13 protein-coding genes are annotated in these 15870 nt (G+C 71.9%); 11 read left to right on the forward strand and 2 right to left on the reverse strand.

The window, feature by feature from the left end; genetic code table 11:
• Positions 1–171 precede the first annotated feature (171 nt).
• Positions 172–714, reverse strand: coding sequence for a hypothetical protein (locus JYK17_RS19020; protein WP_108011330.1), 543 nt, complete (start codon positions 712–714; stop codon positions 172–174).
• A gap of 269 nt (positions 715–983) precedes the next feature.
• Here JYK17_RS19020 and fmt point away from each other — a divergent pair, with 269 nt between their 5' ends.
• Positions 984–1916 carry a methionyl-tRNA formyltransferase gene (gene fmt, locus JYK17_RS19025; protein WP_108011327.1) on the forward strand — a complete coding sequence of 311 codons (933 nt, stop codon included), beginning with the start codon at positions 984–986 and terminating at the stop codon, positions 1914–1916.
• A gap of 138 nt (positions 1917–2054) precedes the next feature.
• Positions 2055–3473, forward strand: a complete 1419-nt coding sequence (locus JYK17_RS19030; RefSeq protein WP_108011324.1) for an RsmB/NOP family class I SAM-dependent RNA methyltransferase — start codon at positions 2055–2057, stop codon at positions 3471–3473.
• Here JYK17_RS19030 and JYK17_RS19035 read toward each other — a convergent pair.
• Entirely contained in the window at positions 3454–5637 is a 2184-nt protein-coding gene (locus JYK17_RS19035) for an MMPL family transporter (protein ID WP_222810866.1), read from the reverse strand. The genes JYK17_RS19030 and JYK17_RS19035 overlap by 20 nt on opposite strands.
• Before the next feature lie 121 nt (positions 5638–5758).
• On the opposite strand from JYK17_RS19035, the gene rpe reads away from it, so the two are divergent.
• The 9 genes from rpe (at position 5759) to JYK17_RS19080 (ending at position 15829) form a co-directional block, all read left to right on the forward strand.
• The gene (gene rpe / locus JYK17_RS19040; protein ID WP_108011319.1) at positions 5759–6445 is read left to right on the forward strand and encodes a ribulose-phosphate 3-epimerase; all 687 of its coding nucleotides are present in this window, start codon (positions 5759–5761) and stop codon (positions 6443–6445) included.
• A gap of 90 nt (positions 6446–6535) precedes the next feature.
• Positions 6536–7579: a sugar-binding transcriptional regulator gene (locus JYK17_RS19045; protein WP_108011316.1), complete on the forward strand. Its 1044-nt coding sequence runs from the start codon at positions 6536–6538 to the stop codon at positions 7577–7579.
• A 116-nt stretch (positions 7580–7695) separates the two neighbouring features.
• On the forward strand, positions 7696–8013 hold the full coding sequence (locus JYK17_RS19050; RefSeq protein WP_108011313.1) for a barstar family protein: 318 nt from the start codon (positions 7696–7698) through the stop codon (positions 8011–8013).
• 128 nt (positions 8014–8141) lie between these two features.
• On the forward strand, positions 8142–9584 hold the full coding sequence (locus JYK17_RS19055; RefSeq protein ID WP_164932404.1) for a GuaB1 family IMP dehydrogenase-related protein: 1443 nt from the start codon (positions 8142–8144) through the stop codon (positions 9582–9584).
• A 222-nt stretch (positions 9585–9806) separates the two neighbouring features.
• Positions 9807–11306, forward strand: a complete 1500-nt coding sequence (locus JYK17_RS19060; protein ID WP_108011307.1) for an amino acid permease — start codon at positions 9807–9809, stop codon at positions 11304–11306.
• A 10-nt stretch (positions 11307–11316) separates the two neighbouring features.
• Positions 11317–11769: an Lrp/AsnC family transcriptional regulator gene (locus tag JYK17_RS19065; RefSeq protein ID WP_108011304.1), complete on the forward strand. Its 453-nt coding sequence runs from the start codon at positions 11317–11319 to the stop codon at positions 11767–11769.
• Positions 11770–11918: 149 nt separating this feature from the next.
• Positions 11919–13190, forward strand: a complete 1272-nt coding sequence (locus JYK17_RS19070) for an MFS transporter (protein WP_108011302.1) — start codon at positions 11919–11921, stop codon at positions 13188–13190.
• A gap of 101 nt (positions 13191–13291) precedes the next feature.
• Positions 13292–14080 carry a carbon-nitrogen hydrolase family protein gene (locus JYK17_RS19075; RefSeq protein WP_128803610.1) on the forward strand — a complete coding sequence of 263 codons (789 nt, stop codon included), beginning with the start codon at positions 13292–13294 and terminating at the stop codon, positions 14078–14080.
• A gap of 48 nt (positions 14081–14128) precedes the next feature.
• A complete protein-coding gene (locus JYK17_RS19080; protein ID WP_108011296.1) occupies positions 14129–15829 on the forward strand; it encodes a flavin monoamine oxidase family protein in 1701 nt (566 codons plus the stop codon).
• Positions 15830–15870 lie beyond the last annotated feature (41 nt).

Below are 15870 nucleotides of genomic sequence, written 5' to 3' on the forward strand. Positions count from 1 at the left end.
TGCCGCGGGGGAGTTCGCGGTGCGCGTGTGGTTGATCTGCCCGGCAGCGGTTGAGCCGGCTCCGGCACCCGGCGCCCCCAACCCGGCACCCGCGACCCGGCGCGCAAGCGCCCCGCCTCACGCATCTGCCCTCCCAGCGCCGTGCCGGGAGGGCAGGGGAGAGGAGGTGGCTCAGCCGTTGCGGGGGCCGGGGAAAGCTGTGGGCCTTGGGTCCTCGCGGAGGACGGGGCTGCCTGCTGTTGGCTGGGTCGGCATGGAGCGGGCCGCGGGGACCGTCGGCACCGTTTGGACGCCGGTGTTGACGCCGACCGGCAGGGAGCCCGTCGGCTCGGTGGCCCGTTCGTTCTCGGCGGCGGCCTGGGTCGCGGCGCGACGGGCGCCGTAACGCCGGTGCACCGCCTGCTTGGTGACGCCGAGTGCGGAACCCACCGCGTCCCAGGAGAAGCCGAGGGAGCGGTCGAAGTCCACCGCGGCCGTGACCAGGGTCTCGACGCTGTCCCGCAGTTCCTGCGCGAGACGGACCGTCGGTGCGGGCGCACGTCCGTAGACGACGAAGCCCGTGGAGGGACCGGAGCGGCGCGGACGGTAGACGTTGCCCAACTGCGCGGTGAGGGTGCGCAGTGCGTCCACCTGCCGGCGGACCCGCTCGATGTCCCGCACCAGCAAGTGCAGGCTGGCCCGAGCCTGGGCGTCGTGGGTTGCGTGGTCGGCCATGAACAAGCCTCTCGAACCGGCGATGAAAAGGGTCCGGGCCGCGTGACGCGGCCCGTTGTGGTCAACTCTTTCTTGACCAACGTGTTTTTGCTCCGGGGGTCACGGTCAGGGGGCGTAGGGGCATATGCATACGCCCCCGGAGGCGGTCGCGCGCCGCGGACCTCGACCGATTCCCGCCCGTCCGCGCACACCGACGCGGCACCGTCCGGCCACGGTCATAGACTTGCATGTCGCCGCAACAGCCCCCGCCCGAGAGGCCCCGCCCACCCATGAAGCTCGTCTTCGCCGGTACCCCCGAGGTCGCCGTTCCCGCCCTGGACGCCCTCATCTCCTCCGGGCGGCACGAGGTGGCCGCCGTCGTCACGCGCCCCGACGCACCCGCCGGCCGCGGCCGCAGGCTCGTCGCCTCACCGGTGGCGCAGCGGGCGCAGGACGCGGGCATCGAGGTGCTGAAGCCGCTCAGGCCGAAGGAGCCCGAATTCCTGGAGCGGCTGCGGGAGATCGGGCCGGACTGTTGTCCCGTCGTCGCCTACGGCGCGCTGCTGCCCCGCGTCGCCCTCGACATCCCCGCCCACGGCTGGGTCAATCTGCACTTCTCGCTGCTGCCCGCCTGGCGCGGTGCCGCGCCGGTGCAGCACTCGATCATGGCCGGCGACGAGCTGACGGGCGCGTCCACCTTCCTCATCGAGGAGGGACTCGACTCCGGACCCGTGTACGGCACGGTCACCGAAACGATCCGCCCGACCGACACCAGCGGCGACCTGCTGACCCGACTCGCCTTCGCCGGCGCCGGGTTGCTCGCCGCCACCATGGACGGCATCGAGGACGGCACCCTGAAGGCGCTGCCGCAGCCCGCCGAGGGCATCACCATGGCGCCGAAGATCACCGTCGAGGACGCCCGGGTGGACTGGGCCACCCCGGCGCTCAGGGTCGACCGGGTGGTGCGCGGCTGCACCCCGGCGCCCGGCGCCTGGACCACCTTCCGGGGCGAGCGGCTCAAGCTCATCCAGGTCACGCCCGTGCCGGACCGCACCGACCTCGGGCCGGCGCAGCTGGCCGTGGGCAAGAACAGCGTGCACGCGGGCACCGGTTCGTACGCCGTCGAGCTGCTGTGGGTGCAGGCCCAGGGCAAGAAGCCGATGCGGGCTGCGGACTGGGCGCGCGGCGCGCGCATCACCGACGGGGAGACGCTCGGCGAGTAGCGGCGCGAGAGCGCCGGACACGGGAACCACGAGCGGGAGACGCCCGTACGACGAGCAGCGGTACCGGCACGACGTGCGGGTCATGGCGGGACGTACCCTTGGTGCGTATCTCTCTCAGACTTCCGGAGCACCTTTTTCGTGAGCGACACCTCCCGTGGGCCGCGCAGGCCCGGCAAGCCCTACCGGCGGCCGAAGAAGGACCCCGTCCGCATCCTCGCGTTCGACGCGCTGAGGGCCGTGGACGAGCGGGACGCGTACGCCAACCTCGTGCTCCCGCCGCTGCTGCGCAAGGCGCGCGAGAAGGACGACTTCGACGCGCGGGACGCGGCGCTCGCGACCGAGCTGGTGTACGGCACGCTGCGGCGGCAGGGGACGTACGACGCGATCATCTCGGCGTGTGTGGACCGGCCGCTGCGTGAGGTCGACCCCCCGGTGCTGGACGTGCTGAGCCTCGGTGTGCACCAGCTGCTGGGGACGCGGATCCCGGCCCATGCCGCCGTGTCGGCCACCGTCGAGCTCGCCCGGGTGGTGCTCGGCGACGGCCGGGCCAAGTTCGTCAACGCGGTGCTGCGCAAGGTCGCGCAGCACGACCTGGACGGCTGGATCGAGCGCGTCGCACCGCCCTACGACGAGGACCCCGAGGACCATCTCGCCGTCGTCCACTCGCACCCGCGCTGGGTCGTCTCCGCGCTGTGGGACTCCCTCGGCGGCGGCCGGGCCGGTCTGGAGCGGCTGCTGGAGGCGGACAACGAACGGCCCGAGGTCACCCTCGTCGCACGGCCCGGACGGGCCACCACCGAGGAACTGCTCGGCGAGGAGGCGGCCGTGCCGGGGCGCTGGTCCCCGTACGCCGTGCGGCTGGCCGAGGGCGGCGAACCCGGCGCCATCGAGGCCGTACGGGAGGGTCGTGCGGGCGTGCAGGACGAGGGCAGCCAGCTCGTGGCGCTGGCGCTCGCCGCAGCGCCCGTCGAGGGCCGGGACGAGCTGTGGCTCGACGGGTGCGCGGGCCCCGGCGGCAAGGCCGCGCTGCTCGGTGCGCTCGCCGCCCAGCGCGGTGCCACCCTGCTCGCCTCCGAGAAGCAGCCCCACCGCGCGGGGCTCGTCGCCAGGGCCCTGGACGGCAACCCCGGGCCCTACCGGGTCATCGCCGCCGACGGCACCCGGCCGCCATGGCGCCCCGGCTCCTTCGACCGTGTGCTGATGGACGTGCCCTGCACCGGGCTCGGCGCCCTGCGCAGGCGGCCCGAGGCGCGCTGGCGGCGCCGCCCCGAGGACCTGGACGGGTTCGCGCCGCTGCAGCGCGCCCTGCTCGCCGGCGCCCTGGACGCCGTACGGGTCGGCGGCATCGTCGGCTACGCCACCTGCTCGCCGCACCTCGCCGAGACCAGGGCCGTCGTCGACGACCTGCTCAAGCAGCACCCCGAGGCCGAACTCGTCGACGCGCGCCCCTTCCTGCCGGGCGTACCGGACCTCGGCGACGGCCCCGACGTACAGCTGTGGCCGCATCTGCACGGCACCGACGCCATGTATCTGGCCCTCATTCGGAGGACTGGCTGATCCGCGCCCCGGGCCGGGCCGCGTCGGGCGCCACGCCGTCCTCGCGGGCCAGCCGGTGCGGCCACCACACCTTCCGGCCCACGTCCAGGAACAGCGACGTGACCAGCACCGACCGTACGACGAAGGTGTCCAGCAGGACGCCGAGCGCGACGGCGAAGCCGATCTCGGCGAAGGCGACCATCGGCAGCGTGCCGAGGGCCGCGAACGTGCCCGCCAGCACCAGGCCGGCCGAGGTGATGACCGCGCCGGTCGCGGCGAGGCCCGTCACCACGCCGGGGCGCGTGCCCCGGTGGGCGGCCTCCTCACGGATGCGCGTGGTCAGGAAGATGTTGTAGTCGATGCCCAGCGCCACCAGGAACACGAAGACGAACAGCGGGAAGTCGGTCTGCTCGCCCGCGTAGTCGAAGATGTGCCGGAAGGCGAGCGCGCTCGCGCCGAGGGCCGCCGCGAACGACAGCACCACGGTGGCGATCAGCAGCAGCGGGGCCACCAGGGCCCGCAGCAGGGCGCCCAGGATCAGCAGGACGACCACGAGGACCGCCGGGATGATCACGAGGTTGTCGTGCGTCGTCGCCGCGTCCTGGTCCAGCAGGGCCGCGCTGCCGCCGCCCACCTGGGCGTCGGCGTCCGGCACCGCGTGGACGGCGTCCCGGACCCGCTCGACGGTGTGCTTCGCGGCCTCGCTGTCGGACGGGTCGGTCATCGTGGCCTCGAACAGCACCCGGCCCCGGTACGAGGGTTTCGTGCCGGGCGGGACCGTGAGGCTCCGCGGCACCACGCCCCTGGTGCCCGCGACCGCCTTGCGGACCTCGGCGCCCCGGTCCTGGTTCGCCACGATCACCAGCGGATCGCCGCTGCCCGCCGGGAAGTAGCGTTCCGAGACCTCCTGGCCGGTGATCGAGTCCGGCTTGCCCGTGAACGCGTCCGCGTTGCTGATGCCCTCGGCCCGCAGTTGCAGCAGGCCGAGGGAGACGAGCGCCAGGGCCGCCGCCGTCGCCGCCCAGACCGCGCGCGGGTTGCGGGCGATGGTGCGGCCCGTGCGGGCCCAGACACCGCGCTCGGTCGGGTCGGCCGAGCCGAAGCGCGGGATCACCGGCCAGAAGATCCAGCGGCCGAGGATCAGCAGCAGGGCCGGGAACAGCGAGAGCATCGCCAGCAGCGCGACGGCCACGCCGATGGCGGCCACCGGGCCGAGGCCGCTGGTGGAGTTCATCTCGGCGGCCAGCAGCACCAGCATGCTGATGACGACCGTGGCGCCGGAGGCCAGCACGGCCGGACCCGCCCGGTGCAGGGCCAGGGCCAACGCCTCGTGACGGTCCTCGTGCCGGCGCAGCTCCTCCCGGTAGCGGGCGACCAGGAGCAGGGCGTAGTCCGTCCCCGCGCCGAACACGAGCACCGTCAGGATGCCCGCGCTCTGGCCGTTGACCGTCAGTCCCGCGTGCTCGGCCAGCAGGTAGACCAGCGCCTGCGCGGTGAACAGGGAGACGACCACGCCGATCAGCGGGACGAACAGCAGGGTCGGGCTGCGGTAGGTGAGCAGCAGCATCACGATGACGACGCCCATCGCCGAGAGCAGCAGCGTCGAGTCGATGCCCTCGAAGGCCTTGGAGAAGTCGGCCGAGGTGCCGCCGGGACCGGTGACATGGACGGAGAGGCCGCCCGTGCCGCTGCCCGTCCGGTCGCGGATGGAGTCGACGGCGGGCGCGATCTCCTCCCAGCCCTTCGCGTCCATCGTGATCGGCACGTAGATCTGGGCCGCCTCGGGGGCCGACCGGCTGTTGTAGACGGGACCGCGGGTCTCGGCGCCGCGGACGCCGTGCGCGGTCAGCCGCTTCAGCTGGTCGGCGTCCTGCGCGATCGTGTCCCTGTCCTGGGCGGTGAGCCCGCCCTCGCGCGCGTAGACGACGACGGCCGGGATCTGCTCCGGCCTGAACTCGTTGGACGCGTCCAGGACTTGGGTGGACTCCGCGGAGCCCGGCAGCCAGGACGCGGCGTCGTTGTCCTGGGCGTCGGTGAGCTTCGAGGCGAGCGGCGCCGCGACCACGAGCACCACCAGCCACAGGGCCACGATGACCCACTTGCTGCGATGCCCGGTCAGGACTCCGATGAGGCCGCGGCGCACATGGCGTCCGTGCCCCTTGCCGTCCCTCTTCCCCTCGGTCATGGCCACCCCCGTAACCGTGAGCCGCCCAGCATGGCACGCCGGGGCCCGCTGCGGCATCCGAAGAACGCCCCAGGTCTGGACCGGCGCGAACAAACGTGCCCGGACATGGCAGGCTTGGGGCATGGCAGCGCAGATCAACCCCAGCATCCTGTCCGCCGACTTCGCCCGCCTCGCGGACGAGGCGAAGGCGGTCGAGGGAGCCGACTGGCTCCATGTCGACGTGATGGACAACCATTTCGTCCCGAATCTCACGCTCGGTGTGCCGGTCGTAGAGTCCTTGGCCCGTGCGACGGACACCCCGCTGGACTGCCACCTGATGATCGAGGCCCCCGATCGGTGGGCGCCCCAGTACGTCGAAGCGGGGGCCGCATCCGTCACCTTCCACGTCGAGGCGGCCACCGCCCCGGTGCGACTCGCCCGGGAGATCCGGGCCAAGGGCGCCCGCGCGTCCATGGGACTCAGGCCCGCGACGCCCATCGAGCCGTACGAGGACCTGCTCCCCGAGCTCGACATGCTGCTGATCATGACGGTGGAGCCGGGCTTCGGCGGGCAGGCGTTCCTCGACATCATGCTCCCGAAGATCCGCCGCACCCGCGAGTTGATCAGCAAGCACGGCCTGGAGCTGTGGCTGCAGGTCGACGGCGGTGTCTCGGCCTCCACCATCGAGCGCTGCGCCGAGGCGGGCGCGGACGTCTTCGTCGCGGGATCGGCCGTGTACGGGGCGGACGACCCGGCCGAGGCGGTACGTGCACTGCGCACCCAGGCGGAGCAGGTGACCGCCAAGGCGTCCTGGGCATGCGACCACTGACCGACCAGAACGTGAACAGCTACGTGAACGCCGCCCATCAGGGCGGATCAAGTACGCCGAATCTGCAAGGATGAACGGCGAATCCAGTGCGTGAACAGCAGTGAGGAGATCGCCGTGTCGGGTATGACGGCGGGCCGGTCAGCAGTACGGATGGGACCCGCTGAGCTGGTGCAGGCGGCGGCCATGGCCCGCCGCTTCTACCTCGAGGGCAAGTCCAAGATCCAGATCGCGGAGGAGTTCGGCGTCAGCCGCTTCAAGGTGGCCCGGGTTTTGGAGACGGCGCTCGAGCGGGACCTCGTACGCATCGAGATCCGGGTCCCCGCCGAGCTGGACGCGGAGCGCTCGGACGCGCTGCGCGCCCGCTACGGCCTCAGGCACGCGGTGGTGGTCGAGTCACCGGCAGAGGCCGACGAGTCGCCCGACCCCGAGAACCTCGGTGAGGTGGCCGCCGACCTGCTCGGCGAGCTGGTCAACGAGGGCGATGTGCTCGGTCTCGCCTGGGGCCGCTCCACCATCCACATGGCCGCGGCCCTCGACAAGCTGCCACCGTGCACGGTGGTGCAGCTGACGGGTGTCTATGACGCCGGGACGGCCGAGCGCGGCTCGGTCGAGGCCGTGCGCCGCGCCGCCCAGGTCTCCGGCGGCGACGCCCACCCCATCTACGCGCCGATGCTGCTGCCGGACGCGGCCACCGCGGCTGCACTGCGCAACCAGACCGGGATCGCCCGCGCCTTCGAGTACTTCGACAAGGTCACGGTCGCCTGTGTCTCCATCGGCTCCTGGGAGCCGGGCATCTCGACGGTGCACGACATGCTCAGCGACGAGGAGCGCGCGCACTACGCCTCCCTCGGAGTCGCCGCCGAGATGTCCGCGCACCTCTTCGACACCGAGGGCCGCCGGGTCGGACGGGACCTGGGGGAGCGGTGCATCACGGTCAAGACCGACCAGCTCCGCCGTATCCCCGAGGTCGTCGCGATTGCGGGCGGTGCGCGCAAGGCGGCCGCCATCGACGCGGTGCTGCGGTCCGGACTCGTCACCAGCCTGGTGACGGACACCTCCGCCGCGGACGTCCTGATGACCTCGGGCCCGACCCCGAGGCCCGCCCTCAACAGGGCGGACCCGGACGGCCCCTGACGGCCAATCAGCAGGCGTATCGGTCAGCAGGCGTACGGCCGCGGTGGCAGCGCCGACTTGGTGCCGCGGCTTCACCACGACACGTTCAGGCACGACACGTTCAGGGCGGAGAACGGATGACGGAGCTCGTCGTCACGCTGGACCTCGACGGGGTCACGGACAAGGCGGGCCTGATGGACCGCTGCGCCCGTGCCCTCAGGCTGCCCGACTGGTTCGGCCGCAACTGGGACGCCCTCGCCGACAGCCTCTCCGACCGTAGCCTGTGGCCCGAGGGCGCGGCCGAGCGGGGGCTGCTGGTCGTCGTGCACGGCTGGCGGCCCTACGCCGAGGCGCGCCCCGAGGAGTGGGGGACGGCTCAGGAGGTCTTCGCCGAGGCGGCCGACCGCACCCCCGCGCTCTCGGTGGCGCTGGCCCTCGGAGGATCCTCCAAGTAGCGCTCTGACCTGCCTGGACGATCTGCCCGGGCATCGCATTCCGGTCGCCGTGGGACAATGAAGTACGTGCTCTTCCCCCTGGCTGACCTGTCCGGGGGCCACCTCTGATCGACTGGGATGTGCAGCACGTGCGTTTCCTCAACGACATCCAGCCCGCGTACGACCTGACGTACGACGACGTCTTCATGGTCCCGAGCCGCAGTGCGGTCGGCTCGCGGTTGGGCGTGGACCTCAGCTCCCCGGACGGCACGGGCACCACGATCCCGCTGGTCGTCGCCAACATGACCGCCATCGCCGGTCGCCGCATGGCCGAGACGATGGCCCGGCGCGGCGGCCTCGTGGTCATCCCGCAGGACATCCCGATCGAGGTCGTCACCGAGGTCGTCGGCTGGGTCAAGAGCCGCCATCTGGTGCTCGACACCCCGATCGTGCTCTCCCCGCACCAGACCGTCGCCGACGCCCTGGCCCTGCTGCCCAAGCGGGCGCACAACGCGGGCGTCGTCGTCGACGAGGACGGCCGGCCCGTCGGTGTCGTCACCGACACGGACCTGACCGGTGTCGACCGCTTCACGCAGCTGGAGGTCGTCATGTCGCGCGACCTGCTGCTCCTGGACGCCGACATCGACCCGCGCGAGGCCTTCAACCGGCTCGACGCGGCCAACCGGCGCTACGCCCCGGCCGTGAACGCGGACGGCCGACTCGCCGGCATCCTCACCCGCAAGGGCGCCCTGCGCGCCACGCTGTACACCCCGGCCGTCGACGCCGACGGCAAGCTGCGCATCGCCGCCGCCGTGGGCATCAACGGCGACGTCGCGGGCAAGGCCAAGCAGCTGCTCGACGCGGGCGTGGACACCCTCGTCATCGACACGGCGCACGGCCACCAGGAGTCGATGATCGGCGCGATCAAGCTGGTGCGGGCGCTCGACCCGCAGGTCCCGATCGTGGCCGGCAACATCGTCGCCGCCGAGGGCGTACGGGATCTGATCGAGGCGGGCGCCGACATCATCAAGGTCGGCGTGGGACCCGGCGCCATGTGCACCACCCGCATGATGACCGGCGTGGGCCGACCGCAGTTCTCCGCGGTCCTCGAATGCGCCGCCGAGGCGAAGAAGTACGGCAAGCACGTGTGGGCCGACGGCGGTGTCCGCCACCCGCGCGACGTCGCCATGGCGCTGGCGGCCGGTGCCTCCAACGTGATGATCGGCTCCTGGTTCGCGGGCACCTACGAGTCCCCGGGCGACCTGCAGCAGGACGCGAACGGCCGCCTGTACAAGGAGTCGTTCGGCATGGCCTCGGCGCGCGCGGTGCGCAACCGCACGTCGGAGGAGTCGGCCTACGACCGCGCCCGCAAGGCGCTGTTCGAGGAGGGCATCTCCACCTCCCGGATGTTCCTCGACCCGGCCCGCCCGGGCGTCGAGGACCTGATCGACTCGATCATCGCGGGCGTCCGCTCCTCCTGCACCTACGCCGGCGCCAACTCCCTCGAGGAGTTCGCCGAGCGGGCCGTCGTCGGCATCCAGAGCGCCGCGGGCTACGCGGAGGGCCAGCCCCTGCACGCCAGCTGGAGCTGACCCGACCGGATCCCCGTCCGCAACGAATGGGCACCCCCGCCGTACGGAACGCAACGATCTTGCGCGCACATGCAAGGTTGCTGCATTACGCCCGTGAAGCCCGGCCCCGTAGGGTCATGCGCTGTACGTGGCGTGGCGGGGACCCCGCTCGGTGGGTCCCTGCATACGCAGGGATGCCGCCGGTTCCCGCCGCCCTGACCGCAGTGACGAAGGAGTCAGCGCGTGCTCGACCACAGCGCACCCCCGCACGACCGCACCACCCACGCCCCGCCGTCCCCGGGCGTCGGCGCGCGCCTCATGCGCCGCAAGCCGGTGGAGCGCCTGGTCGCGGAGGGCGGTCAGGGCGAGGGAGGGAGCCTGCGGCGCTCCCTCGGGCTGTGGCAGCTCACCATGATCAGCATCGGCGCCACCCTCGGCACCGGCATCTTCGTGGTCCTCGGCCAGGCCGTGCCCAAGGCCGGACCGGCCGTCACCCTCTCCTTCGTGATAGCCGGCCTCACCGCGCTCTTCTCGGCCCTGTCCTACGCCGAGCTGGCGGGCACGATCCCGGTCGCCGGGTCCTCGTACTCGTATGCATACGCAACCATGGGCGAGCTGATCGCCTGGATCTGCGGCTGGTGCCTGATCCTGGAGTACGGCGTCTCCGTCGCGGCGGTGGCGGTCGGCTGGGGCGAGTACCTCAACGAACTGCTCGACGGCACCATCGGCGTCACGATCCCCGACGCCCTGTCCGCCCCGCCCGGCGACGGCGGCATCTTCAACCTCCCCGCGCTGATCGTCGTCATGCTGGCCATGGCGTTCCTGCTGGGCGGCGCCAAGGAGTCCGCCCGCGCCAACACGATCATGGTCTGTGTGAAGATCGCCGCGCTGGTGCTGTTCTGCGCCATCGGCATCCAGGGCTTCAGGTCCGGCAACTACGCGCACTTCATGCCGCTGGGCATGGCGGGCGTCAGCGCGGCCGGTGCCACGCTCTTCTTCTCCTACATCGGCTTCGACGCCGCTTCCACCGCCGGTGAGGAGGCGAAGAACGCACAGCGCGACCTGCCCCGCGCGATCATGCTGTCGCTGGTCATCGTCACGGCGCTCTACGTCCTCGTCGCCGCCGTCGCCGTCGGCGCCAAGCCCTGGCGGCAGTTCTCCGACTCCGAGGCCGCGCTCGCCCAGATCATGCGCGAGGTCACCGGCCAGAGCTTCTGGGGCACCCTGCTCGCGGCCTGCGCGGTCATCGCCATCGCGAGCGTCGTGCTGACCGTGCTCTACGGCCAGACCCGCATCCTGTTCGCGATGGCCCGGGACGGGCTCGCCCCCAAGGTGTTCGCGAAGGTCCACCCGAAGACCGGCGCGCCCCGCGCCAACACCGTCATCGTCTCGCTGTTCTGCGGCGTCCTCGCCGCCGCGATCCCGCTCGGCCAGCTCGCCGACGCCACCAGCATCGGCACGCTCTTCGCCTTCGCGCTGGTCAACATCGCCGTGGTCGTGCTGCGCCGGACCCGCCCCGCCATGCCACGCACCTTCCGCGTCCCGCTCTCGCCCGTCCTGCCCGCCGTCGGCTTCGCCCTCTGCATCTGGATGATGGGCAGCCTGTCCACGGTCACCTGGGTCGTCTTCGGGGTCTGGATGGCGGTCGGGCTCGTGTTCTACTTCGGGTACGGCTACCGCCGCTCCCGCCTCGCCACACCAGAAGGTCTCGCGCCGGAACATCCCGCGCCCGAAGAGAAGTGAACGACCAGCAGTGCTGAACGATCTCGACGAACGCATCGTGCACGCCCTCGCCGAGGACGCCCGCCGCTCCTACGCGGACATCGGGCAGCTCGTCGGCCTGTCCGCGCCCGCCGTCAAGCGGCGCGTGGACCGGCTGCGCGCCACCGGGGCCATCACCGGCTTCACCGTACGGGTGGACCCCGGCGCCCTCGGCTGGGAGACCGAGGGGTTCGTCGAGATCTACTGCCGGCACAACACCTCGCCGGAGACCATCCGCCGGGGCCTGGAGCGCTACCAGGAGGTCGTCGCCGCCTCCACCGTCACCGGCGACGCGGACGCCGTCGTGCAGGTCTTCGCCTCCGACATGCGGCACTTCGAACGGGTCCTGGAGCGCATCGCCGGGGAGCCGTTCGTCGAGCGCACCAAGTCCGTGCTGGTGCTCTCGCCCCTGCTGCGTCGCTTCTCGTCCGGTTCGCCGACGTAACCGCCCGGCGAAATTCCGCGCCCGCCCGCGCCTGCTCCGCCTATCATCGGTGCCATGACCTGGCGACATTGATCCACCAGCCGTGCCTCCCGAGGACCGCCTCGGACGCCGTACCTCCGGCATCTGATCCGTCCCTGCGGGAAGGCCTCATGACACTCTCACCTGCGCGTGTGCCCGACACCGCCACCGCCGGCGTTCGCCGGCTCACGGTCACGCTGTACGGCTACGCGTTCCTCGACGACTTCGTCCTGCTCTACCCGGTGTACGCGCTGCTGTTCAGTGACACCGGCCTCTCGGTCTGGCAGATCTCCTCCCTCTTCGCGATCTGGTCCCTCACCGGTGTGCTGCTCGAAGTGCCGTCCGGCGCCTGGGCCGACGCCGTCTCCCGGCGCGTACTCCTCTGGCTCGGCCCGCTGCTCACCGCAGCCGGCTTCACCCTGTGGGTGCTCACCCCCTCGTACTGGGCCTTCGCTCTGGGCTTCTTCCTGTGGGGCGCGCGCGGAGCGCTCGGCTCCGGTGCCCTGGAGGCCCTGGTCTACGACGAGTTGGAGCGGCTCGACGCGGCCGGGCGCTACGCCCGGATCATGGGCCGGGCCAGGGCCGCGGGGCATGTCGCGATCATGGCGGCCCTGGCGCTGGCCGGGCCGGTGTTCGCGTGGGGTGGCTATCCGGCCGTGGGAGCGGCGAGCGTGCTGGCCTGTCTGGCGAGCGCCGTGACGGCGACCCGGTTCCCCGAGGACCGGCCGAAGCCCGAGGCCGGGGGTGAGGGCTGGGCCGCGACCCTGCGGGACGGACTGGCCGGGGCCCGCCGTGACCGGTCGCTGCGGGGCGCGCTGCTGCTCGTCCCGGCGGTCGGGGCCGTGTGGGAGGCGCTCGACGAGTACGCGCCCCTGCTGGTCCGGGACACCGGTGTGGCCGAGGCGACGGTGCCGTATCTGCTCCTGCTGATCTGGGCGGGAGCGACCGCCGGAAGCCTGCTGGCCGGGCGGTGGGAACGCCTCGGCACGCCGGGACTGGCCGCGGTCCTGACGGTCGCCGCCCTCGCCCTGGCCGCGGGCGCCGCGGCGCGCACGCCCCTCGCCCTCGCCCTCGTGGCCGTCGCCTTCGGCGGCTTCCAGCTGGCGACCGTGCTCGCCGACGTGCGTCTGCAGCGGCGCATCGACGACACCGCCCGCGCCACGCTGACCTCGGTGGCGGGGCTGGGCAGCGACCTCGCCACGGTCGCGGTCTACGGCCTGTACGCGGCCGTGCAGACCAGGGCCTCGCACAGCACCGCCTTCACGCTGTTCGCGGTGCCGTACCTGGTGACGGCGGTGCTGCTGATGCTCGGCAGAACATCGCGGACCCGACCCCGAAGCGGCGGCAGGCGAGGACAGGGGGCGCGCAATGAATCGCCGCCCGAGGAGCCTCGGACGCAATGAACCGCTCACGGGCGCGCAACGGCTCCTTCTTGCCGGTCCGCGGGGGGCGACCGTACCGTCTAATTGCCCCCCGCACGCACCTGTACCGGTGAGGAACACGCATGCGTACCGCCCTGCTCCAGAGCTCCGGCCGCCCCGGCTCCGTCGCCGAGAACCTCAAGGTCCTCGACGCCGCCGCGGGCCGTGCCGCCGCCGCGGGCGCCGCGCTGCTGACCGCGCCGGAGATGTTCCTGACCGGGTACGCGATCGGCGACGACATCGCCCGCCTCGCCGAGCCGGCCGACGGCGACTCCGCGGACGCGATCGCGGAGCTCGCCGCCCGGCACGGCCTCGCGATCGCCTACGGCTACCCGGAGCGCGACGGCGGCACGGTCTTCAACTCCGCCCAGCTGATCTCCGCCACCGGCGACCGCCTCGCGAACCACCGCAAGGCCCACCTCTTCGGCGGCTTCGAGCGCGACCACTTCACGCCGGGCGAGCAGCCGGTCGTCCAGGCCGAGCTGGGCGGACTGACCGTCGGGCTGATGATCTGCTACGACGTCGAGTTCCCGGAGTACGTCCGCGCCCACGCCCTGGCCGGCACCGACCTGCTGCTCGTCCCGACGGCGAACATGCATCCGTTCCAGCTGGTCGCCGAGTCCATGATCCCGGTGCGGGCGTGGGAGAACCAGATGTACGTGGCGTACGCCAACCGGGTCGGCCAGGAAGGGGAGTTCGAGTTCTTCGGGCTCTCCGCGCTGGCCGGTCCCGACGGGGTCGCCCGGGCCCGCGCCGGACGCGGCGAGGAACTCGTCCTCGCAGACGTCGACCCCGCCTTCCTGGCCTCCTCCCGTGAGGCCAACCCGTACCTGAAGGACCGCCGCCCCGGCCTGTACGGGTCCCTCGTCTGAAACCCCGAGCCACCGCTCAAGCCTTTCCCCGCAAGGAGTCCGTACCCCATGACGTCCACCGTGCCCAACGCCGTCGAGCACGCAGACGAGCAGCAGCCGCCGATCACCATGTTCGGCCCGGACTTCCCCTACGCCTACGACGACTTCCTCGCCCACCCCGCGGGTCTCGGCCAGATCCCGGCGACCGAGCACGGCGCCGAGGTCGCGGTCGTCGGCGGCGGTCTGTCCGGCATCGTGGCCGCGTACGAGCTGATGAAGATGGGCCTGAAGCCCGTCGTCTACGAGGCCGACCAGATCGGCGGACGGCTGCGGACGGTCGGCTTCGAGGGCGCCGGCACCGAAGGACTCACGGCCGAGATGGGCGCCATGCGCTTCCCGCCGTCCTCCACGGCCCTGCAGCACTACATCGACCTGGTGGGCCTCGAGACCCGGGCCTTCCCCAACCCCCTTGCGGAGACGACGCCTTCGACCGTCGTCGACCTCAAGGGCGAGTCCCACTACGCCGAGACGATCGACGACCTGCCGCAGGTCTACCGCGATGTCGCCGACGCCTGGAACAAGTGCCTCGAAGAGGGCGCCGACTTCTCCGACATGAACCGCGCCATCCGTGAGCGCGACGTGCCGCGCATCCGCGAGATCTGGGCGAGGCTCGTCGAGAAGCTCGACAACCAGACCTTCTACGGCTTCCTCTGCGACTCCGAGTCCTTCAGGTCCTTCCGCCACCGCGAGATCTTCGGCCAGGTCGGCTTCGGCACCGGCGGCTGGGACACCGACTTCCCGAACTCCATCCTGGAGATCCTGCGGGTCGTCTACACCGAGGCCGACGACCATCACCGCGGCATCGTCGGCGGCTCCCAGCAACTGCCGCAGCGGCTGTGGGAGCGCGAGCCGGAGAAGATCGTGCACTGGCCCTACGGGACGTCCCTGAAGTCCCTGCACGTCGGCGGCGAACCCCGCCCGGCCGTCACCCGCCTCACCCGCACCGCCGGCAACCGGATCACCGTGACCGACGCGGACGGCGACATCCGCACCTACCGGGCCGCCGTCTTCACCGCGCAGTCCTGGATGCTGCTCTCCAAGATTGCCTGCGACGACTCGCTCTTCCCGATCGACCACTGGACCGCGATCGAGCGCACCCACTACATGGAGTCCTCGAAGCTGTTCGTGCCCGTCGACCGGCCGTTCTGGCTGGACAAGGACGAGGACACCGGTCGTGACGTCATGTCGATGACGCTCACCGACCGCATGACGCGCGGGACTTACCTCCTCGACGACGGTCCGGACAAGCCCGCCGTCATCTGCCTCTCCTACACCTGGTGCGACGACAGCCTGAAGTGGCTGCCGCTGTCCGCGAACGAGCGGATGGAGGTCATGCTGAAGTCGCTCGGGGAGATCTATCCGAAGGTCGACATCAGGAAGCACGTCATCGGCAGTCCGGTGACCGTCTCCTGGGAGAACGAGCCGTACTTCATGGGCGCGTTCAAGGCCAACCTGCCCGGCCACTACCGCTACCAGCGCCGCCTGTTCACGCACTTCATGCAGGACCGGCTGCCCGAGGACAAGCGGGGGATCTTTCTCGCGGGCGACGACATCTCCTGGACGGCCGGCTGGGCGGAGGGTGCCGTCCAGACGGCGCTGAACGCGGTGTGGGGGGTCATGCACCACTTCGGTGGGGGGACCGATGCGAGCAACCCCGGGCCGGGGGATCTGTATGACGAGATCGCGCCGGTGGAGTTGCCTGAGGACTGAGTGTCTTTGTGGGGCCGCGGTTTGTCCACTGCGGCGCCCTC

It is taken from the genome of Streptomyces plumbidurans (assembly GCF_019857225.1).
Taxonomy (GTDB): domain Bacteria; phylum Actinomycetota; class Actinomycetes; order Streptomycetales; family Streptomycetaceae; genus Streptomyces; species Streptomyces plumbidurans.

What these genes read in the sequence shown, in the direction of transcription:
- JYK17_RS19075 (WP_128803610.1), top strand. Translation starts at nt 13,292, where the DNA reads ATGCGTACCGCCCTGCTCCAGAGCTCCGGCCGCCCCGGCTCCGTCGCC.
- JYK17_RS19050 (WP_108011313.1), top strand. Translation starts at nt 7,696, where the DNA reads ATGACGGAGCTCGTCGTCACGCTGGACCTCGACGGGGTCACGGACAAG.
- JYK17_RS19080 (WP_108011296.1), top strand. Translation starts at nt 14,129, where the DNA reads ATGACGTCCACCGTGCCCAACGCCGTCGAGCACGCAGACGAGCAGCAG.
- JYK17_RS19035 (WP_222810866.1), bottom strand. Translation starts at nt 5,637, where the DNA reads ATGACCGAGGGGAAGAGGGACGGCAAGGGGCACGGACGCCATGTGCGC.
- fmt (WP_108011327.1), top strand. Translation starts at nt 984, where the DNA reads ATGAAGCTCGTCTTCGCCGGTACCCCCGAGGTCGCCGTTCCCGCCCTG.
- JYK17_RS19020 (WP_108011330.1), bottom strand. Translation starts at nt 714, where the DNA reads ATGGCCGACCACGCAACCCACGACGCCCAGGCTCGGGCCAGCCTGCAC.
- JYK17_RS19070 (WP_108011302.1), top strand. Translation starts at nt 11,919, where the DNA reads ATGACACTCTCACCTGCGCGTGTGCCCGACACCGCCACCGCCGGCGTT.
- rpe (WP_108011319.1), top strand. Translation starts at nt 5,759, where the DNA reads ATGGCAGCGCAGATCAACCCCAGCATCCTGTCCGCCGACTTCGCCCGC.